Here is a 20318-nt window from a genome sequence, read left to right as displayed (position 1 = left end):
TGATCCAAGCAATGTGGCCGCGACGATAGGCGGGACCAGCAACAGCCACTGCAGGTGTTTCCATATATTGCTGCGCATCGTGGACTCCAGCAAGAAAGGTAATGGGCTGATAAGTAATGACCACAGCAGTAGCAGTGCCATGACGATGGCGGCTGCATACAGCGGATATTGCATGCGGAGGAATAAATTTTTCATCTTGGGATGTCGTTGCTGGCTTTATGGACGACAGGAGTAACGACCGATTCAGTGCGCCTGCCGTTGACTATTTCACATACCACGGTGGAGGGCAGCCCAGCCTGCAGGGCAGGTAGCCAGGCCGGTAACTCTCCCGAGCTATAGTATTGAGCATTGCCTTCAATAATCTGTTTGCGCTGCGCGGACTCAGCGGCCCAATAGATACCAAATTGCGTCAAGAACTCTTCCCATCTGGGTATGGACGGTCGCTTAAGTATCAGTGGATTTCGTTGCAGCCGCCAATCCGCCACCGTACACAAATACCGGTAAAACCTCGGATCGCTGCTGGCCTTGCCCCCGCCGATGGCCACGTCATACGCCGTCACGTTGCGGTGGTTTTCCGCGTTGCCGATGATGGCGCCGTGGAAGGATTTGGGGCTGACCTCGTTCTGCCAGCGCTGGCGCGCCTCGTTCGGGGTTTCTTCGCGGTCCACGCGCAGCCTGTCGCCACCGCCCGGGTGGCGCGAGACGCGGTCGAGCTTGCATTGGTCGCCCGCTTCCTTGCCCAGGTTCAGGGCCTTTTCCACTTGCTCGCGCTCGCCCGCGCCGAACATGCCGGCGCCGTACTCGGGAATGCGATGCTTGAGCGGCCGCGGATCGGCGATGATTTCCTGCTTGCGGATGCGCAAACCTTTCTTGCTGGTCACCGCGATGGCCGCGTCGATCGGGTCGACTTCCTCGCACGGTCCTTGCTGGTCGCGCGGCAGCCTGGCCTGGTCGGAATCCTTCGGGAATTGCCCAGGGCGGATCTCGCCGCCGTCCAACACGGCCTTCGTGGGTACGCGCAGCGCTTCGCCATTGATCGTGCGCAAGCCTTCGCGCCGTTTCGCTTCCGTGGAAAAGACATTCCATTTGCTGGGCTTGACGGGCGGCCAGGGCGCTTCGTCATGGCTGGCGCGGTGACCCCGGTTGGCGCCCGCCACGTGGGCATGGTCGTCCTCGCCTTCCACGCGCAGGGCGAAGTCGTGCGGCGGCGGGCCCACCGGCACGGGCCCGCGGTTCTTGCCGGCCGCATCGGGGCGTTGTTTGTTGGTAAATACGCGCTGGTAAAACCCTTTGCCCAGTTCCGCCAGCGGCTGGCGGCGCTGGAATTCCTTTTCCCAGTAGGTGGGGCCGTCGCCCCAGATGCTTTTGTTCGTCTTGCCCTTGGTCTTGGACAGGCCATGGCCATCGACGTGGTCGGGTATGCCTTGCCAGCCTATGCCCTGCATATTATCCAGCGCCACAGTCATGTCTTCGGGGCAAAAGTACAGGTAAACCTTGCCCCGGTTGTCGCGGTCCGCTTCCGCGCGCCATGCGGCGCCCGCCATGCCATGGCAGATAGTGTGATCCTTGATGTGCGCAAAGGCGGGCGTGGCGTGCTTTTTTGCCACCACGCCCTGCACGATCTGTACGAGGGTTTGCAAGCGTGCATGCAGGGTCTGGCGGTTGTCGATGGCGTCGTACTGGCTTTCCATCGCAGCATCGCGGCCGCCGCCGAAGATGCGGCTCGCCTCCGCCGCGCCGAAAAACATCGTCGTGTCTTCCACCAGGCTGTAGGGCGGATGCGTGAGGATCAGGGTGTCGGCGGGGCGCTTGCCCTCATCGAGCAGGAAGGCTTGCGCCAGCAGCGAGATCAGACAGCCCTGGCTGTGCGCGACGATGGATACCACGTCGTCGCTGTCGTAGTCGCGGATCATGGCGATCAGCGCGGCCAGGCGCTTGGCCGCCAGCACCATGTACATGCGGCCCGGCGCCGTCATCAGCGGACGCACGGGGTCGCCGCCAACATCGTAGGGTGAAAACAGCCCCTTGTTCCACATGTCGGGCAGGGTGTTGGTGGCATTGCCGAACGGACCGCCGTTCTTCGACATGTCCTTGTCCAGGCGGTTGCCGTAGCGGTCAGTGTTTTGGCCGTTGACCACTTTGCTGGCGTTGCCGCGTTCGCGAAAGCCCCAGTAAAACGGAATGACGGGGCTGTACGTCGCCTCATCAGGCTTGCGCTTGAAATACACATCGTCCGGGTCGGCGATGGTTTCACGCTTGTCAGCCTCCTGCGGCAGGCGGTAGGCGGCAGGGGTGAAAACGTGGCCGCCGCCGTACATGCGCGCGTCGAGTCCCTGGCACAGCCCCTTTTCCACGGCACTGAAACTCGTGCCCACGTCATTGACGCCATGGATGACGATGACGTTGCCGGGCAGTTCGGGGCGGATGCGCACGATGGCTTCCTGCGTGCGGTCGCAGTGCAGCAGGGCGGTGCTCTTGCCGCTGATATACGGAAGTTTGGGATACGCCATCGCCGCTCCAGGCTGACCAGACAGGTCAGTGTAGAGGGGCGGGATGGTGGATTAATTGCGTTTCCGCAAGCATTGCGGAAAAGAAGGAGTCCTTACGGCGCGCTGATGATCTTCGTCAGCGCGATGCGGTACGCGGGCTGCACGTCGCCATCCTTGTCTAGCTTGTCCGTCATGATCGCGCCATAGCCTTGCGCGTACCATACGTATTCACCGCTTTTACCCTTGCTCTTGCCGCCGACGTCGCGCAGTTCGAACTTGCAGGCGTCGGGGAAGCGGCGGCCGCCCAGTTCCAGGCGTTCCCAGCCGAGGAAGGTGATCGAGAAATCGCGTTTATCCGTGCGCGTGGAGGTGGTGATCTTGTCCGACAGGCCCGCCAGCGGGTAGTGGGTGTCCGTTCGCGTGTCCGTGAACTGCACGCGCACTTCCTGGCCGGGGCGCATGTTGGCGGGGATGGCGGACTGCGGCGTGTAGACGTTCTTGCTGCGCACGGTGCCGTCTTCGTTGTAGTGGATGGCGCCCGTCAGGAAGACCTGACCGTCGCGGATATCCTGGTAGGACGTGGCCAGCAGCACGCCGCCGTCGAGGATCAGCTGCGTGCCCTTTTGTTTCTTGCCTTCGAACATTTCCTCGACGTTGACTTGCGCATCGCCATTGTTCTTGCTGAACTTGATGCCTGTCGTCAATTCCATGCATTCGCCCACCGTGGGCGCCGCCTGTACGCCCGCGGCCGCGAATACGCTGGCCGCCGCCATTCCACACCATGCTGCTTTCATTGTCATCCTGGATATATTGCAAAGGCGCGATGATAACGTGCCTTGGAGCAATGTGGCGCAGCGCTGGAGGCAGACTTAGCGGGCCGGCGCGGCTGGCGTCGCTGGCGGCGCGGTGGCCGGTCCGCTGGCGGCCGGGGTGTCCGGCGTGGCCACGGGCTTGCCGCGCCGCGTGCGCTTGTCCGTGCGCGTCTTGGCGGGCTTGGCGTCGTGGATCGGCTTGCCTTTGTTGTCGAGCTTGTCGGACTGGTCCGATTGCTGGCCCGGATCCCTGGCATTGTTGGTGTGGTTGCCCGTCTGGTTCACATTCGTCGTCGACTGGGCTTGCACCCAGGCGCCGCCGACGGTCATCAGGGTGGCGGCCAGCAAGAGAGCGGCGGTTTTCATGGCGGTATCCTGTGAGAAATGAGGTTGAGCCTGCATTCTCACACAGGAGTCCGCCTGCACGGGTAGGACGCCGCCTCATGGCCGTGTCGGCTATTTGCTTCAGATCAACGGAACTGTTCCGTCGAGATATCGAAGCGCTTGAGCTTGTCGTACAGGGTTTTCTTCGGGATATTCAGGCTGGCGGCCGCGTCGATGACGTTGCCATTGTGGCGGCGCAAGGCTTCCTCGATGATGGAAATCTCGAAGGTGTCGACTTGTTCGGCCAAGGATGCTTCGCGACAGCCTGCCGGGCTCAGGGTGTCGTCGAGCAGGCCCAGCACGAAGCGGTCGGCCACATTGTGCAGTTCGCGCACATTGCCGGCCCAGCGCTGTGCCATCAGCGAGGCGATCAGTTCGCTGCTGACGAGGGCGGCCGGCTGGCCGTAGCGCAAGGCTGCCTGCAGCACGAAGAATTCAAACAGCAGGGGAATATCCTCGCGCCGGTTGCGCAGCGCGGGCAAGGTCAGGCTGGCCACGTTCAGGCGGTAATACAGGTCGGGCCGGAACTTGCCCTGTTCCGCCAGCACATTCAAATCCTCCTTGGCGGCGGCGATGACGCGGAAATTGACTGAAATCAATTTGTTGGAGCCGAGCCGTTCCACTTGCCGTTCCTGCAGCACGCGCAGCAGCTTGACTTGCAGGGCCAGCGGCATGCTTTCGATTTCGTCTAAAAACAAAGTGCCGCCGTTGGCGTACTCGATCTTGCCGATGCGCTGGCGCTGCGCGCCCGTGAATGCCCCTTCCTCGTGGCCGAACAGTTCCGATTCGAAGATCGATTCGGGCAGGGCGCCGCAGTTGATGGCCACGAACGGGTGGTCGCGCCGCTCGCTGAAATCGTGCAGGCAGCGGGCGATGAGTTCCTTACCGGTCCCCGTTTCGCCGAGGATGATGATGTCGGCCGATTTCGGCGCCAGGTTCAGCACCAGCTGGCGCACCTTGGCCATGGCCGCGCTGCGGCCCACGATGCGCGCCTCGATGCCGACCCGCTGTTCGAGCTGGCGGCGCAAGTTCATGTTTTCCAGCACCAAATGGCGTTTATCCAGGGCGCGGCGGCACACTTCCACCAGCAAGTCGGCGGAAAACGGTTTTTCGATGAAATCGTAGGCGCCACGGCGCATGGCGCCCACGGCCATCGACACGTCGCCGTGGCCCGTGACGAGGATGACGGGCAGGCTGGCATCCTGCGCCACGGCGATATCGAGCAGTTTCAAGCCATCCATGCCGGGCAGTTTGATATCGCTCAATAAAATGCCCGCAAATTCCGGCACCAGGTAGGGCAGCGCTTCCTCGGCCGTGGCGACGGCCGTCACTTGCAAGCCCGCCAGTTCCAGCGATTGCCGCGCGCCCTTGCGCACGACGGCGTCGTCTTCCACCAGCAGCACTTGCATGCCTTCAAAATTATTCTCGTGCATCGGGTGTTTCCTCTGTCTCTTTATTCTTTTCCCCCGGGGCGCAGCTCAGGGTGATGGTAAATTGCGCGCCGCCCCCTTCCTGCGCGCTGCGGTTGCGCACGGCCAATGCGCTGCCGGCCGCGCGCAGTATGCCAGCGCTGATCGACAATCCCAAGCCCAGCCCGTGTTCCTTGGTGGTATAGAAGGGGTCAAAGATCTTGTCCAGCGAAGCGAGCGGGATGCCGGGGCCATTATCGGTGATATGCAGCACGGCGAGGTCGCCTTCGCGGCGCACCTGGAACCAGATTTGCACGGGCTCGTTTTCCGGCACGGCATCCATGGCGTTCGTGATCAGATTGGTAAACACCTGTTCCAGGCCGATGGCGTTGCACAGCACGATGATGTCGTCCTCCAGCCAGCTTTCATGCAGGGTCAGGCGCTGCGAATGCTTGCGCGTGCGGATTTGCAGCATGGTTTGCGCAAACGCCTGGCGCACGCTGACGGGTTTGCGGGCATCGTCGCTGCGCCGCGCAAAGCCTTTCAGTTGCGACGTCACATAGCCGAGACGCTTGACGAGGTCGGAAATGGTCGACAGGTTGTCGAGCGCATCGTCGATGCGCCCGCGCGCCAGGAACACCTTGGCATTGTCGGAAAACGTCTGCAGGGCGGCCAGCGGCTGGTTCAGCTCGTGCGTGACGCCGGCCGCCATCTGGCCGATGGCCGCCAGCTTGCCGCTTTGCACCAATTCCGCCTGGGCATAGCGCAGGGTCTGCTCCGCCCGCTCGCGCTCGGCCACTTCCGCCTGCAGGCGGCCATTCGCATGCACGAGGTCGGCCGTGCGCTGCTCGACCTTGATTTCCAGCTGTTCATAGGCGCGCGCCAGCGTCTGTTGCGCATTGAGCTTGTCGGCGATGCGGCGCCGGCGCTGGCGCGCATACATCAGGGCCAGCAGCAGCAGCGCCCAGCCCAGCGCGGCGGCGATGGCCGCGTTGCGCGCCGCCTCGTCGACCTGGTCGAGCTCGGCCAGCACGGTGATTTGCCATTGCAGCGGGCCCAGCGCGCGGTTCACGGCCAGATAGTCGGCGCTGCCGGACAGGGCGGGCGTATCGCCCGTCTGCGGACGTTCCAGCGTCATCACGCTGGCGCCGTCGGCAAACTGGCGCCGCAACCGGTGCGGCAAGATGGGCAGATTTTCCTGCAGGAACTGGCGCTGCGCGCTGATATCGTTCTTCGCGGCCGGCGACAGGGGCGCCAGGGTCTTGAACTTGAAGGCGGGCGTGGTAGCCAGGATCAGCACGCCATTTGCATCCTTGACCCAGATCTGTTCACCGGCGCCGGGCGTGCGCCACGATTGCTCGATCCAGTCCAGGTTGACCTTGGCGGCGACGATGCCGATGATGCGCCCGTTGCGCTGCACGGGTTGCGAAATGAAATAGCCGGCCTCGAAGGTGGAAGCGCCGATGCCGTAGAAGCGGCCGATGCCGCCCGCAATCGCATCCTTGAAGTAGGGCCGGAAACCGTAGTTGACGCCCACATACGAGCTGCGGTCTTGCCAGTTGCTCGACGCCAGGGTCGTGCCCTTGTCGTCGAGCACGTAGACGGCAAAGGCGCCCGCGCGGCGGTTCATGTCGACCAGGTAGGCGTTGATCTGTGTGACCTTGTCGGCGCTGGGCTGTTCCAGCAATTGCGCCACGGCATCGCTCTGGGCCACGGCCAGGGGCAGGAATTCGTACTTGTTGAGGGCGCCGCCGATGGACGCCGCATACAGTTCCGCGCGTGAATCGAGGGTGCGGTGCAATTCATCGAGCTGGCGCTGCTTGACCCAGGCATACGACGCCCACGTCAGCACGACCAGCGATCCCACGGCCAGCAGGGGGCCGAGCGCGGGTCTCAGGGTCCATTTGCCGAATGCCATGGTGCTCCGTGTGTCGGGTTGATGGGGCAGGCCAGACGGCACTGCCCCGGTGCTAACTAATCAGACATACTATCAGTCTGCAGTACTTGCCATCGTCTCGGCGTTATGGTGCCTTTGCTGCTCTTCCATCACCATCTCGCCCAGCATGCGTTTCAGGCGGTTGAACTCCGGGTCGCTCGGGTCACGCGGGCGGGGCAGTTCGATGGCCACGTCGCGCTTGATGGTGCCGGGACGGTAGGTCATGACGATGGTGCGGTCGGCCAGGTAGATCGATTCCTCGATCGAGTGCGTGACGAACACGATGGTGGTGCCGAAGACTTTCCAGATTTTCAGCAATTCATCTTGCAGGTTGCGCCGCGTCAAGGCGTCCAGCGCGCCGAACGGTTCATCCATCAGCATGATCGGCGAATCGAGGGCCAGCACGCGGGCAATCGCCACGCGCTGGCGCATGCCACCCGACAAGTCTTTCGGGTAGCGGGCACGGAATTCCGTCAAGCCCAGCATGCTCAGCAGCATGTCGACCCGTTCCTTGATTTCGGCTGGCGTCTTGCCGGCGATTTCCAGGCCGAAAGCGATATTGCTCTCGATGGTCATCCACGGGAACAGCGCGTATTCCTGGAACACCATGCCGCGGTCGGGACCGGGCTCGGTGATCAGCTTGCCGCCGGCCAGGATCTGGCCGGACGTCGGTTGCGAAAAGCCGGCGATGGCGTTGAGCAGGGTCGACTTGCCGCAGCCGGACGGTCCCAGCAGGCAGATGAACTCGCCGCTGGCGATTTCCAGGTTGATATCCTTCAGGGCGATGACGTCCGCGCCGCCCGTGGTGAAGATTTTATTGACTGCATTGATATTGATCGTGGTCATGGCCGTTCCTCTCAGTGTTCCAGGCCGCGGTGCCACTGCAGCAAATGATTATTCAGGGCATTCATGGCCATGTCGATGGCCAGGCCGAACAGGCCGATGGTGAACATGCCGGCGATAATCTTGTCAGACCAGAAATATTCGCGCGCTTCCAGGATGCGGAAACCGAGGCCGCTATTGACGGCGATCATTTCCGCCACGATCACGACGATGAAGGCCGTGCCCATGCCGATGCGCGCGCCCGCCAGGATGTAGGGCGTGGCGGCCGGCAGGATGACGCGGCGGAACATGGTCATCTGGCTGGCGCCCAGGTTGCGAGCGGCGCGGATGTAGATGCCGTCGACCTGGCGCACGCCGGCGATGGTATTCATCAGCACGGGGAAGAAGGAGCCGATGCTGATCAGGAAGAAGGCGGGCGGGTTGCCCAGGCCGAACCACAAAATGGCCAGCGGAATGTAGGCGATGGGGGGAATCGGGCGCAGCACCTGCACCAGCGGGTCGAACAGTTTATAGATGGTCTTGTTGGTGCCCATCAGCAAGCCCAGCGGCAATGCCAGGCCGGCGCCGATGGCGAAGCCGCCCAGCACGCGCGACAGGCTGGCCCAGGCGTCATGCGGCAACTCGCCGGAGAACATCCACACGAGGTAATTGCCCGTTTCGGGCGTGTAGGCTTCCATCGGCACCAGGTATTCATACCATTTCACCAGCACGGCCACGGGCGAGGGCAGGATTTGCGGGTTGATCCAGCCGAACGTCGACATGGCTTGCCACAGCAGCAGCACGGCCACGGGCACGGCGGCACCGTGCGCGAAGCGTTTCATCATTTGAATATTCATCGTGATACTTTCAGATTAGCGTGGTGCGTAGGATTTCTTGGCTTTTTCCAGCAGGTCCAGCTTGACCCAATCCTGTGCTGCAGGCGGTTTGGCCATGCGGCCCACGCCGAATTTCACCATGTAATCGGTGGTCAGCTGCACGTGGCTTTGCGTGATGTCTTCCGTGAAGATGGCGTTGTCGATGGCGTCGCGGTAATCCTCGGTCGTGATCTGGTTCTTGAACATCGATTCGCGCACGTATTTTTCCGCCAGTTTCGGGTCGGCCAGGAAGGCGCGCGTGGCAGCGACGAAGCAATCCATGAAGCGCTGGGCCACGGCAGGTTTCTCTTTGTACATCTTTTCCGTCATCACGAGCGCGCGCACGGGCTCGCCCAGCGGCGTGTCGTAAGGCTTGATGATGGCCGCGCCGTATTTCTTGTGGATGGCCTGGGTCGAGTACGGCTCGGACTGGCTCATGACGTCGATATCCTTGGTCAGCAGCGCCTGGTTCAAGTCCGGGTAGCCCATGTACAGGATCTGCACGTCCTTGCCCGGCTTGTCGGACCAGGTCAGTTTGGCCTTGGTCAGTTCGGCAAACAGCAGGATTTCCTGCGGGCCGCCGCGCGTGACGCCGACTTTCTTGCCTTTCAGGTCGGCGATGCCCTTGATGTTCAGGTCGGGACGGCCGACGATCTGCACGCCGCCCTTGGCGAAGCCGCCCACCAGGTACACGGGCAAGCCCGTGGCGCGGCCCGTGATGGCCGCTTCCAGCGCGCTGGCGGACACGTCGATTTCACCGGCGATCATGGCTGGCACGATGTCGAGGCCCTTGGCGAAGATGCGCTCTTCAATTTTCAAGTCGTATTTGGGCGCGATTTCCTTCATGTAGGCGACGGCGCCGTAATGGGCGAATTTCAGGTTGCCCAGGCGGACCAGGTCGGCCGCATGGACGGCCAGCGGGAATTGCGCGGCCAGTGCGACGGCGACGGTCAGTGCCTTGGTGTTCAGGAAGGACGAGATGCGGAAGGTGCGTGCCATGCTGTTGTCTCCAAAAGGTAGATGGTTTTATATAGTGGGTCGGGCTGCCGCTCTGACGGCGGTTATGAAAATATAAAAGCATCTTCCGTGCCAGTGGAGCGCATTTTGACGTTTATTGCAAGTGATTGTTTATAAAGGTTTAATTTGAATCTAGTGAAAATGGGAAATGGCGAGATTCCGTCTTTCCGCACGGCGAGGGGAAAGGCTGTGCGGATTGCCGCATTTTCGGGGCGGTGTGCGCTTGGCTTGCGGGCCACATGCCGGTGAACCTTCAGGGCGTGGCCGACTCCAATCGTAAAAAAACGCGTTGCAAACAGGCTGGCAACGCGAAACTCCCCCGTGGAGTAGGGACGGCGCCGCGCGGGCGCCCGTCTGAGGCCGTGTGCCGGCCTCGACTGTAGGCTTTACTTCGGCGCCGTGGCCGGTGGCAGGGCGGGCGCGGTGGCGGGATCGGTCAGCGGCGCAGGCGGCGTCGTGCTGCCCGGGCCGGTTTCCGGCATGGCTGGCGTGACGGGGGCAGGCATCACTTGTGGCGTGGAAGCGGGATTGGGCGCCGTTTCGGGCAGGGGCGGCTCGGCCGGTTTCTTACAGGCGGACAGGGTGACGAGCAAGGCGGCGGCCAACAGGGCGGGCATTTTCATGATGTTTCCTTTGCAAGAGTCGAAGATTCGCGATGCGGGCGGCAGGCGCCGCGCGCGAAGCTTGAATTTATTGCAATGGCGTTTCCGCTTCTGTTCGCTATTTCACTTTGCGCCACGAATGGCGGCACAGGCTCGTCATGCCGGTTTTTTAGATGTCTTTTTTAGATGCCACGAGAGAAAGAATTCAATAGGGCAATATTTTTCACTTTCTTGCTTCTAATGTTCGTTAACGCACAGACCGCAGCCGCCGACACGGGCATTCTGTGCCCAGACGCTCAGGATTCGTGGTGTTCTGGTATAAAAATTGCCAAGAACTTAACAATCCGGGCTACCGGCAATCGTTTAAAAGGAGTATTCAAATGCATGCAATGACTCAGTCTCACGTGAAGAGCGAATTAAAGGCAGCGCACCAGGAACTTCGTAGCCCCGAAAAAGGCTCGCAAATGGTAGAACGCGCAGCACCTATCCCCCCGGAACGCATGAATCCCATTTCCATGGCACCGATCGAGCGCGTGCGTTCGACGTCGGCCACCCTGCGCCGCATCGAAAACATGCAAAAGCTGATCGGCGAATTGTCGCTGCACGAGATGCTGGCCGACGAAATCGCCTGGTTCCTCAAGTTTTCGCCATCGGGCGCCCGCAAATACATCCGCGACCTGCGCGAAGCGGGCGTGATCGAACTGGCCCGTTACATCGAAGGCACCGCCACCTACCTGGGCAAGGCAGTGTACCAGCTGACGCCAGACCCTGAGCGCGTGCGCGCCTTCCTGGCCGCCATCGTCCAGCCAAAACGCGAAGGCGCGCCACCGCGCAAGGATCGTCCAGGCTTGCGCGAGCAAAGCATGGCAGGCAGCGGCCGTCACTTCCACATCCTGGCCGATGACACGCATTACGCCATCCGCGTCAACCGTGGTCCCGTGACGCGCGATCCGCTGGTCGCTGCCCTGTTTGGTGCGCCGCAGCAAAAGGCTGCCGAGTAATAGTTGTTACGGCGCCTGAACGGCCGCCTGGCGGCTGGCGGACGTCGTTTGTGGTTCGTATTATCAGACGCATGTCGAAAGCCGGGTTGCGACCCGGCTTTTGGCGTTGTGCCGAACCATCCGAGGTGAGTCGATTGAACGTGGTCTGATTGAAAAGACTGCAAGCATCCCCATGTGGGCTGGACTGCTGCCCGCGCCGTGCGGGTTCACTTGAAGGAGCTTGTCCTTGTCTGCCTACGCCGTGTTCTCCTGCATCGCTCTCATTGTCCTGAAACGGGCCGCCGCATGAACCCGCTGCTGTGGATCGCCCTCGTCACGGTGGCCATCGTCTTTTCGCTGTGGTTCCCCCGCTGGCGCCTGAAGCGTGCCCTGGCCAGGCCCTTGCCGGCCGCCGGCCTGGCCGTGCTGGAAAACAATATCCCTGTCTATAAGCATATGCCGGCGCCGCTGCAGGAGCAGTTGCGCCGCCTCGTCGTGCAATTCCTGTATCAAAAGAAATTCGTCGGCTGCGGCGGCCTGGAAATCACGGACGAGATGCGCTACACCATCGCCGGCCAGGCTTGTTTGCTGCTGCTGAACCGTCAGACGCAGGTGTATCCGGAACTCGACACCATCCTCGTGTATCCCACGGAATTCATCGTCACGCGCAATGAAGTGGGGCCGGGCGGCGTGGTGACGCCGTCGGCGAATGGTTTATTGGGCGAATCCTGGGGCGATGGCCGCGTGGTGCTGGCCTGGGACCACGTGCAGCGGGGCGCGGCCGACTGGAGCGATGGCCACAATGTCGTGCTGCATGAATTTGCCCACCAGCTCGACAGCGAATCGGGCGCCGCGAATGGCGCGCCCTACCTGCCCAGCGTGTCGAGCTACCGCAGCTGGGCCACCGTGCTGTCGCGCGACTTCGACAACCTGCGCCACGACGCCATGTACCAGCAGCAAAGCGTGATGGACCATTACGGCGCCACCAATCCCGCCGAATTCTTTGCCGTGGCCACGGAAACCTTCTTTGAAAAGCCGTACCAGATGGCCGAACACCATGAAGAACTGTATGCGCAATTCTTGCAGTACTACAAGGTCGACCCGCGCGACTGGATGGCGCCGCCCGTGGAACCCGAGCACATGGCCTCGCCATTCCCCAACTACGCCCCGCACTGGTAAGCGGGGACTTCAGCCCAGCAGCCGCTGTTTCAGCGCGGGATAGCTGCTGCGCGACACGGGGATGCCCGTGCTCGTCTGCGTGTCGAGCGCGTATTTGCCGCCCGCGCCGATCTGCAGCCGCTTGAAGCCCAGGCTGTTGACGATGTAGGAGCGGTGCACGCGCAGGAAGTGGGGCGGCAGCAGGGCCATGAGCTTGTCGATAGGCAAGTCGTGAAAGCATTGCTCGCCGCTGCACAACACGATATTGCTGTAGTGGCCATCGGCTTGCACGTGGTCGATGTCGGCCATGGCGATCCATTCCAGCGCCCCACGTTTCTTGACGGCCAGCGAAGCCGCTTCCGTGTGCCGCCCCGTATAGCGTTGCAGCGCCTTGTGCAGGCGTTCGCGGCTGAAAGGCTTGGCGACGAAATCGAGCACGCCGAATTCGAAGGCCGTGATCGAGCGTTCCGCGTGGGCCGAGACGATGATGGTCTGGAAGCGCGCATCGGCGGCCAGGCGCAGCAAATCATAGCCGTCCGCACCGTGCAGGTTCAAATCCAGCAGCAGCAAATCGACCTGCCCCTGCGCCAGGGCGGCCAGCGCTTGCGGCACATTGTCATGCAGCACGAGATTGCCGAGGCGCGCGCCGAAATGCGCGCGCACTTCGCGTTCGAGGCCTTGCGCGATCAGCGGTTCATCTTCCAGTATCAACACATTCATGGCGCCGCCGGCAAGGTAAAGGTGAGGCGCCAGCCTGCCGGATGCTGTGCGCTGGCATAGTTGGCCGCATCGCCGAACACGGCGTGCAGGCTGGCGCGGATGTACTGTTCGCCCACGCCGCCGCCCGCATGGGCGCGCGCTTCGCCTTCGGGCAGCAGCAAGGTAAGTATTTGCGTTTGCGCATGTTTTTCGATGCGCAGGATAAAGGACGCGCCGTGGCGGTAGCGGTTGTGGCTGAACGCATTTTCCAGCGCCGTCAGCAACAGGGCGGGCGGCACGGTGATGCCCGCCGCCTCGCCGTCGAGCTGCAGGCGGCACGGCTGCTGCAGCCGCGTGCCCATGATGCTCAGGTAATTCTCGCACAGGGCCAGTTCTTGCGTCAGGGCAATGCTGGGCTGCTGTGCGAATTCGTTGAGCATGCGCAGCTCGGCCCCCAGCGCCTCGATGAAGGTTTCGGCCGCCTGCGGCGATTGCGCGTTGAGTTCGCTGATCAGGCTGAGGGAATTCATCAGGAAGTGCGGTTGCATGCTTTTGCGCAAGAGCTGGTTTTCCAGCTGCTGGGCGCGCGCCGCCTTGCTGCGTTCGCGCAATAGCTGCGCCAGCAATTGCGCGCATACAGGCAGCAGCAGGAAGCACACGACGAGGGCGAAGCCGCCTTCGGCAAACTGGCTGCCCGTCAGCAGGAACAGGGCGCACGACGCCAGCGCGATCAAGGTGCCGCCGCGGCTGCCCGGCAGGCGGCGCCACAGGGCGACCAGGTTGAGCGCCAGGCTCGCCGCCAGGCCCGTCAGAAACATCAGCCAGCAGCGCGCGTCGAAATGCGTGGGCAGCGCGCCGGCCAGCGCGATGCCCGCCAGCAGCACCGCCGCCGCCAGCGGCCAGCGGGGCAGGCGGTAAGCCGTATAAAAATACAGGGGCAGCAAGGCGGAAAACAGCCAGGTCAGGGCGCTGACGGCGTACAGGCGCGGCATGTGCGAGGGATAGGCATAGCCGGCAAAGCTGCGCCACAGTTCCACCACCAGCAGCAGCGCCGCCGCCAGGCACAGCGCCGCAAACATGGCCCAGTGCCGCTGCCGCTGGTACAGTACCGTCAAGGCGAGAAACAGCAGGGCGACGGCGCCCAGCGCCCCGGCCAGCAGCAGTGGCGGCAACCGGTACCAGGCCAGCGCCGCGCGGTAATCTTGCCGGTCGACCAGGTACAGCGCATAGAATGGCGATGCCAGGTGGGCCGGCACCTGCTGCGTCGACAGCAGCAGGCGCAGGTGGTGCGTGCCCATGGCCAATTGCTGCGGCCTCAGGTGGAGGGCGAAATCGACGTCGCCCGCGCGCTCCCCGCTGGCCTGGCGGGCCGGCTGGCCATTGCTGCCGATCAAGACCCCATCGAGCCACAGCTCGCTGGCAGCCAGCGCCGACAGCACCAGCAATTGCGTCGATGACGGCGTGGCGGCCAGGGCGACATCGCGCTCGACGCACAGCAGCTGGCCCGGCCGGACCAGCTGCTGCAGCGAGGCGGGTGCGGAAGCCGTGTTGCCGCAGGTGCGCCAGCCGTCGTCCAGCGAGAGCGGATGCATGGCGCAGGCGAAAGAGGGCAAGGCCAGGCAGCACAGCAACAGGTAGCGGAAGAGGGAGGGCATGGCGGGCATTGTAGCTGCTCATATGCTACCCCGTTGCTACTCCTTTGCAACATTTTTCATCGACGCCGGTGCCGTTCGTGCGGGCCACGTGCATTTCGTGCACGGCCCGCCAACGGCGTGTGAAAGACACTTACCATGCATCAGCGCCGTGCTGTGCACACGGCCCTCACCATGGAATCATGACTATGCAAAGCAGCAAATACTACGGTTTCGCCGGCGCGCTGGCGCTGTTCTGCGGCATGGCGCAAGCCGCCTCCGCTCCCTCCGCTGTGCTGGCCGCGCGCCTGGCCGATTTCGACGGCTGGGCGGCCCGGCGCATGGGCGCGGAGCGCATCCCGGGCGTGACCGTCGGTTTCAGCCAGGGCGACGTGGAATGGGTAAAAGGGTATGGCTATGCGGACCTGGAAAACCGCGTGCCGGCCACGGCCCAGTCCAGCTACCGGCTGGCGTCCGTCACCAAGCCCATGACGGCGGTGGCCATTTTGCAACTGGTCGAACAGGGCAAGATCGACCTGGATGCGCCCGTGCAAACCTATGTGCCGTATTTTCCCGTCAAGCCGTTTCCCGTGACGGTGCGCCAGCTGCTGGGCCACCTGGGCGGCATCGACGCCTACCGCGACAGCAGGGTGGAACAGCATTTCAAGGAGCACAAGGATACGCGCCAGTCCATCGCCGTCTTCGAGCAGTTCGACCTGATCGCCGAACCGGGCACGCGCTTCCGCTACACCAGCTATGGCTACAACCTGCTGGGCGCCGTCATCGAGGCTGCCTCGGGCGAGAGCTATGGCGGCTACATGCGGCGCCACGTGTGGGGGCCGCTGGACATGGACGCCACCGTGATGGACGACCCGGACGCCGTGATCGCCCACCGCGTGCGCGGCTACCGGCTGGCCGGCAAGGAGTTGAAGAATTCGGAATTCGTCGACATCAGCAGCCGCTTTTCGGCCGGCGGCACGCGCGCCAGCGTGCCTGACATGCTGGCCTTCGGCCGGGGCGTTCACGCAGGCAAGATTCTGTCGGCGGCCAGCGTGGCCGCCATGGTGCAGCCGATGGCCACGCGCGCGGGCCGCTTGACGAATTACGGCATGGGCTGGGAAATCCTGCCGACGGGCGGGCGCTACGCCATCGCCCACGGCGGCCAGCAGCCGGAAACCGTCACCTACCTGTACAGCTTTCCTTCGCGCAAGCTCACCATCGCCGTCGCCGCCAATCTCGAGCGCGTCAATCCCGAAGCCTTCGTGCAGCGCCTGTTCGAAGTGGTCACGGGCGAACCGTGGCAGCTGAACACGTATATCGCCGACGCGGGCGCGCAGCGCGCCTACCAGGTGGCGCAAGGCCTGTTCGAAGAGGGCCGGGCCTACGCCGAACGCACGGATCAGGCGTATGCCGATGCGGCCGCCACGCGCGCAGCCTTCACGCACATCAACCGGCAAGCGCTGGCGCCCGACGCCCAGGCGGCGCGCGCCTACATCGAGGCGGCCCGCCATCCCGCGGGCGGCCGCGTGTTTCTCGTGGCCGGCGCCAGCATGGCCGGGGCCTTGCGCGAATCGGGCGTCGACCTGAATACCTACTCGCGCGGCGGCGCGCTGGCGTTTGCGCGCGACTATATCCGCTTGTCGCAAGATGCAAAGGCCGGCACCATGCCCCGTTTCGACCCCGCCTTCGAGCAAGCCATCGTGGCCCTGGCCGCCAGCTGGGACCGCACGGCCGCCATCGCCTGGCCGGCCGCGCCCGCCTCGGCATCCATCGCCGCCCTGGATAGCCAGTTGCGCACGGCCTTCCGCGGCCAGCGCGCCTATCCCGATTTCGTGCCCGAGCTGCTTGATCTGGCGCAAGCGTCGGCCGCGCGCGGCGAGGCGGATGCGGCGCTGGCGGCCAGCCGCCTGGCCGTGGAACTGTATCCGCTCAGCGACCGCGCGCATGCGCTGCAGGGCTTGACCTTGTTGCGCGCCGGAAAGACGGAACCCGCCCTCGCGGCCCTGCGCCTGGCGCTGGCCCGCGACCCGCTGGGCGCGGCCAGTCCGGCGGCGCTGAACCTGGAAGCGTACCGCCTGAAAGGCAGCGGCGCCGTGGCGCAAGGCATGGCCGTGCTGCAGGCGGCCGCCAGCCTGCATCCGCGCGACGCGAATCTGCAGGACAGCCTGGCCGAGTTTTATGTGGAGCAAGGCTTGCGCCCGCAAGCGCTCGAGGCGTACAGGCAGGCGCTGCAGCTCGACCCCCGCTATCCGGGCGCGGTGGGGGCCAGGGCGGCGATCATCCGACTCGGCGGCGAGACGAAGGCGCTGGCGCCTTAGTTGATGTCTTCGTTGATGCCTTAGATGAATTCTTCATAAGCAAGGGTGAAAAGATTCCTTTTTGGAAATAAGAGCGCTGCGGTCTAATGGCGGCATTCATTGTCCACCAGAGGAATTCCATGCAGACCCGCCTACACTTCGCCGCGCTTCTTTTCACCTCCATCGCCTTCACGCAGGTGGCGCAAGCGGACCAGCTGGCCGCCATCAAGGCGAAGGGCGAGCTGGTCTGCGGCACCCTGGGCACGGACGAGCCGAACAGTTTTATCGACGCCAAGTCGCGCCAGCTGGTCGGCTATGAAGTGGACCTGTGCCGCGCCATCGCCCAGGGCCTGGGCGTCAAGCCGGTGATCAAGCAGCTGGCCGTGGCTGCCCGCATTCCCGAACTGCAGCAGGGCCGCATCGATATCCTGACGGCGTCCTTGACGCACAACAAGGAACGCGAAGCGCTGGTCGATTTTTCCCTGTCCACGTTTTACACGGGCCAGCGCGTGCTGGTGAAAAAAAGCAGCAATATCACGACGGTTGCTGGCCTGGCCGGCAAGAAAGTGCTGACCGTCAAGGGCGGCACGCAGGAACCGAATATTCGCAAGGCCGTGCCCGGCGTGGACGTGGTGACGTTCGAGACGGCGGGCCAGGCCTATCTCGGCTTGCAGCAAGGCAAGGGCGTCGGCTATGTCGACGATGAAGTGTCCCTGCTCAACAATTACGCCAAGCTGGGCGCCGCGCAAAAGGATTACATTGTGCTGCCGCAAAACATCAGCCAGGAAGTGTTTGCCTTCGGCATCCGCAAGGGCGAGACGGGCGTGAAAACCGCCGTCGACAAGGTGCTGCGGGAACTGGAAAAGTCGGGCGAGGCGGAAAAACTGTTCTTCAAATGGTATGGCCCGACGAGCAATGTGAAATTCCAGAAACGCACATTTAAAATTGAATCGGACAAGATCGACGCCTGAACCTTGCCTGACTCTTCCGCATGTTTGATCTGAACTTTTTGCTGGCCAGCGACTACCGAGACTGGTTGCTGTCCGGCTTGCTGCTGTCATTGCGCCTGATGGGCATCACCTTGCTGTTGTCCCTGCCGCTGGCGTGCGGCGTGGCCATGCTGCGCCTGGCGCCGTCGCGCCTGCTCAACGGGCTGGGCGCCGCGTATGTCGAGCTGATCCGCAACGTGCCCTTGCTGGCCCACTTCCTGTTCTGGTATTTCGGCGCGCCCGAACTGCTGCCCGACGCCTGGAAGGAGCGCTTGTATGCCGGCAATATCGAAGTCGTCAGCGCCGTCACGGCCCTGACTTTATATACGGCCGCCTACATGGCGGAAGACATCCGCAGCGGCATCCGCGCCATTCCTGCCCAGCAATTCGAGGCGGGCCGGGCGCTGGGTTTCGGCTTTCTCGTCACCATGCGCCTGTGCATCGTGCCGCAGGCGCTGCGGCTGGCCGCGCCGCCGCTGCTGTCGCAAACCCTGAACCTGTGGCAAAACACCAGCATCGCCACCGTCATCGGCGTGGCCGAGCTGATGTACCAGACGCAGCGCGTGGAAGCGGCCTCGTTCCGCAGCGTGGAAGCGTTCGTCTTCGCCAGCGTGGCCTATCTGGCCGTTTCCCTGGTGATCGCGGGCCTGGCGGCCTTGCTGCAAAAGAAGGTGTCCTGATGCTGGAACTGATCCACGATTACTGGCTGTATTTCCTTGTGGGACGCTATCCCGAGGGGCCGCTGGGTGGCCTGGCGCTGACGGTGCTGCTGGCCAGCCTGGCGCTGGTGCTCAGCCTGCCGTTCGGCTTGCTGCTGGGGCTGGCGCGTTTGAGTCCCTGGCGCCTGCTGCGCTGGCCCGTCGCCGCGCTGATCCACGTGGTGCGGGGCATCCCCTTGCTGCTTGTCATCTTCTGGGCGTATTTCTTCCTGCCCAGCATCACCGGCCATGAAAGCGGGCAATTCGGCACCATGCTGGCGGCCCTCGTCATCTTCGACGGCATTTATCTGGCGGAAATCGTGCGCGCCGGCGTGCAAGCGGTGCCGCGCGGACAGGTGGAGGCGGCCCGTTCGCTGGGCTTGAACTATCTGGACAGCATGCGCACGGTGGTGCTGCCGCAGGCGCTGCGCCACATGCTGCCGTCCCTGGTCAACCAGTTCGTCTCGACCATCAAGGAAACCTCGCTGGGATACATCATCGGCCTGGCCGAAGTGTCGTTCATCGCCTCGCAAGTCAATGGCCTGGTGCTGACGAAACCCGTGCAAGTGTATTTCTTGCTGGGCATGACGTACTTTGTCTTATGTTTCAGCCTGTCGCGCGCCGCCTTCTGGCTCGAGCGGCGCCAGGCGCGACTCTTGAAAGCGGCTGCATGATTACCTTTGACAACGTCAATAAATACTATGGCGAGTATCACGCCTTGAGCGGCATCAATGAACACGTCGCCAAGGGCGAAGTGCTGGTCGTGTGCGGGCCGTCCGGTTCCGGCAAGTCCACCCTGATCCGCACCATCAACCGGCTGGAGCCGATCGCCTCGGGCCGCATCACGGTGGCGGGCCAGGACATCCACGCGCCGGGGCTGGACGTGAACGCCTTCCGTTCGCATATTGGTTTTGTTTTCCAGCAATTCAACCTGTTTCCGCACCTTTCCGTGCTGGACAATTGCGCGCTGGCGCCGCAGCGCTTGCGCGGCCTGAGCCGCAAGCAAGCGGAAGAGCGGGCGCTGGCCCTGCTGGAACGGGTGGGCCTCGCGCACAAGGCGCGCGCCATGCCGGCGGCCCTGTCGGGCGGGCAGCAGCAGCGCGTGGCGATTGCCCGCGCGCTGGCCATGCAGCCGCCGCTGATGCTGTTCGATGAACCGACCAGCGCGCTGGACCCGGAAATGGTGGGCGAAGTGCTGCAAGTGATGCGCGACCTGGCGCAGGGCGGCATGACGATGGTGTGCGTGACGCATGAAATGGGCTTTGCGCGCGAAGTGGCGGACCGCGTGTGGTTCATGGATCACGGGCAAGTGCTGGAGCGGGCCGCGCCCGAGGATTTCTTTGCGCGGCCTCAACATGCGCGCGCGCAACAATTCCTGTCGGATATCCGTAGCCCCTTCAGCGCGTCTGCTTGAGTGAGCATATGATTGGGCATGGGAGTAAGCGGCTGTGTGCGTAAGCGAACGGTATCCTGGCGTTGTCTGGCGCACGCTATCGAGGCGGCGCATGGTGCGCCAGCAG

General features: G+C 63.4%; 18 protein-coding genes. 7 read left to right on the top strand and 11 right to left on the bottom strand.

The annotated features are described in order from the left end of the window. Positions 1-191: 191 nt before the first annotated feature. The 9 genes from VPH40_RS20900 to VPH40_RS20860 form a co-directional block, all read right to left on the bottom strand. Positions 192-2510 (bottom strand): T6SS effector phospholipase Tle3 domain-containing protein, encoded by a 2319-nt coding sequence (locus VPH40_RS20900; RefSeq protein ID WP_328574394.1) that lies wholly within the window; start codon positions 2508-2510, stop codon positions 192-194. A 92-nt stretch (positions 2511-2602) separates the two neighbouring features. Further along, the gene (locus VPH40_RS20895) at positions 2603-3283 is read right to left on the bottom strand and encodes a hypothetical protein (protein ID WP_328574393.1); all 681 of its coding nucleotides are present in this window, start codon (positions 3281-3283) and stop codon (positions 2603-2605) included. 75 nt (positions 3284-3358) lie between these two features. Next, entirely contained in the window at positions 3359-3667 is a 309-nt protein-coding gene (locus VPH40_RS20890) for a hypothetical protein (protein WP_143451348.1), read from the bottom strand. Between the two features lie 104 nt (positions 3668-3771). After that, entirely contained in the window at positions 3772-5118 is a 1347-nt protein-coding gene (locus VPH40_RS20885) for a sigma-54-dependent transcriptional regulator (RefSeq protein WP_328574392.1), read from the bottom strand. Next, positions 5105-7012, bottom strand: coding sequence for a sensor histidine kinase (locus VPH40_RS20880; RefSeq protein ID WP_099664876.1), 1908 nt, complete (start codon positions 7010-7012; stop codon positions 5105-5107). Before VPH40_RS20880 ends, VPH40_RS20885 begins: the two co-directional genes overlap by 14 nt. A gap of 72 nt (positions 7013-7084) precedes the next feature. After that, complete coding sequence (locus VPH40_RS20875) at positions 7085-7876, bottom strand: ABC transporter ATP-binding protein (protein WP_077401587.1); 792 nt, start codon at positions 7874-7876, stop codon at positions 7085-7087. Positions 7877-7887: 11 nt separating this feature from the next. Next, positions 7888-8697 carry an ABC transporter permease gene (locus VPH40_RS20870; protein ID WP_369812242.1) on the bottom strand — a complete coding sequence of 270 codons (810 nt, stop codon included), beginning with the start codon at positions 8695-8697 and terminating at the stop codon, positions 7888-7890. Between the two features lie 27 nt (positions 8698-8724). Then, complete coding sequence (locus VPH40_RS20865; protein ID WP_099664875.1) at positions 8725-9726, bottom strand: ABC transporter substrate-binding protein; 1002 nt, start codon at positions 9724-9726, stop codon at positions 8725-8727. A gap of 404 nt (positions 9727-10130) precedes the next feature. Beyond that, a complete protein-coding gene (locus VPH40_RS20860) occupies positions 10131-10367 on the bottom strand; it encodes a hypothetical protein (protein WP_251350769.1) in 237 nt (78 codons plus the stop codon). A gap of 479 nt (positions 10368-10846) precedes the next feature. Here VPH40_RS20860 and VPH40_RS20855 point away from each other — a divergent pair, with 479 nt between their 5' ends. Both VPH40_RS20855 and VPH40_RS20850 read left to right on the top strand, forming a co-directional pair. Next, entirely contained in the window at positions 10847-11347 is a 501-nt protein-coding gene (locus VPH40_RS20855; RefSeq protein WP_010396453.1) for a winged helix-turn-helix domain-containing protein, read from the top strand. A 285-nt stretch (positions 11348-11632) separates the two neighbouring features. After that, positions 11633-12505: a zinc-dependent peptidase gene (locus VPH40_RS20850; protein ID WP_328574391.1), complete on the top strand. Its 873-nt coding sequence runs from the start codon at positions 11633-11635 to the stop codon at positions 12503-12505. Between the two features lie 9 nt (positions 12506-12514). On the opposite strand, the gene VPH40_RS20845 is transcribed toward VPH40_RS20850, so the two are convergent. Then, positions 12515-13204: a LytR/AlgR family response regulator transcription factor gene (locus tag VPH40_RS20845; protein WP_328574390.1), complete on the bottom strand. Its 690-nt coding sequence runs from the start codon at positions 13202-13204 to the stop codon at positions 12515-12517. After that, positions 13201-14838 (bottom strand): histidine kinase, encoded by a 1638-nt coding sequence (locus tag VPH40_RS20840; RefSeq protein WP_328574389.1) that lies wholly within the window; start codon positions 14836-14838, stop codon positions 13201-13203. Before VPH40_RS20840 ends, VPH40_RS20845 begins: the two co-directional genes overlap by 4 nt. Before the next feature lie 185 nt (positions 14839-15023). Between VPH40_RS20840 and VPH40_RS20835 the strand changes: the two genes are divergently transcribed. From VPH40_RS20835 to VPH40_RS20815, 5 genes are all read left to right on the top strand, one after another. Continuing rightward, positions 15024-17132, top strand: coding sequence for a serine hydrolase (locus VPH40_RS20835; RefSeq protein ID WP_328574388.1), 2109 nt, complete (start codon positions 15024-15026; stop codon positions 17130-17132). A 119-nt stretch (positions 17133-17251) separates the two neighbouring features. Beyond that, a complete protein-coding gene (locus VPH40_RS20830) occupies positions 17252-18082 on the top strand; it encodes a transporter substrate-binding domain-containing protein (protein WP_289911985.1) in 831 nt (276 codons plus the stop codon). Positions 18083-18102: 20 nt separating this feature from the next. After that, positions 18103-18780 (top strand): amino acid ABC transporter permease, encoded by a 678-nt coding sequence (locus VPH40_RS20825; RefSeq protein ID WP_328574387.1) that lies wholly within the window; start codon positions 18103-18105, stop codon positions 18778-18780. Further along, complete coding sequence (locus VPH40_RS20820) at positions 18780-19472, top strand: amino acid ABC transporter permease (RefSeq protein ID WP_289919148.1); 693 nt, start codon at positions 18780-18782, stop codon at positions 19470-19472. The genes VPH40_RS20825 and VPH40_RS20820 overlap by 1 nt, the downstream gene beginning before the upstream one ends. Next, positions 19469-20212: an amino acid ABC transporter ATP-binding protein gene (locus VPH40_RS20815; protein ID WP_328574386.1), complete on the top strand. Its 744-nt coding sequence runs from the start codon at positions 19469-19471 to the stop codon at positions 20210-20212. Before VPH40_RS20820 ends, VPH40_RS20815 begins: the two co-directional genes overlap by 4 nt. Positions 20213-20318: the final 106 nt, after the last annotated feature.

This window comes from Janthinobacterium sp. P210005, from assembly GCF_036231865.1.
Lineage (GTDB): Bacteria > Pseudomonadota > Gammaproteobacteria > Burkholderiales > Burkholderiaceae_D > Janthinobacterium > Janthinobacterium kumbetense.
The sequence above is the reverse complement of the archived record's forward strand: the minus strand, read 5'-3'. Positions and strand labels throughout refer to the sequence as shown.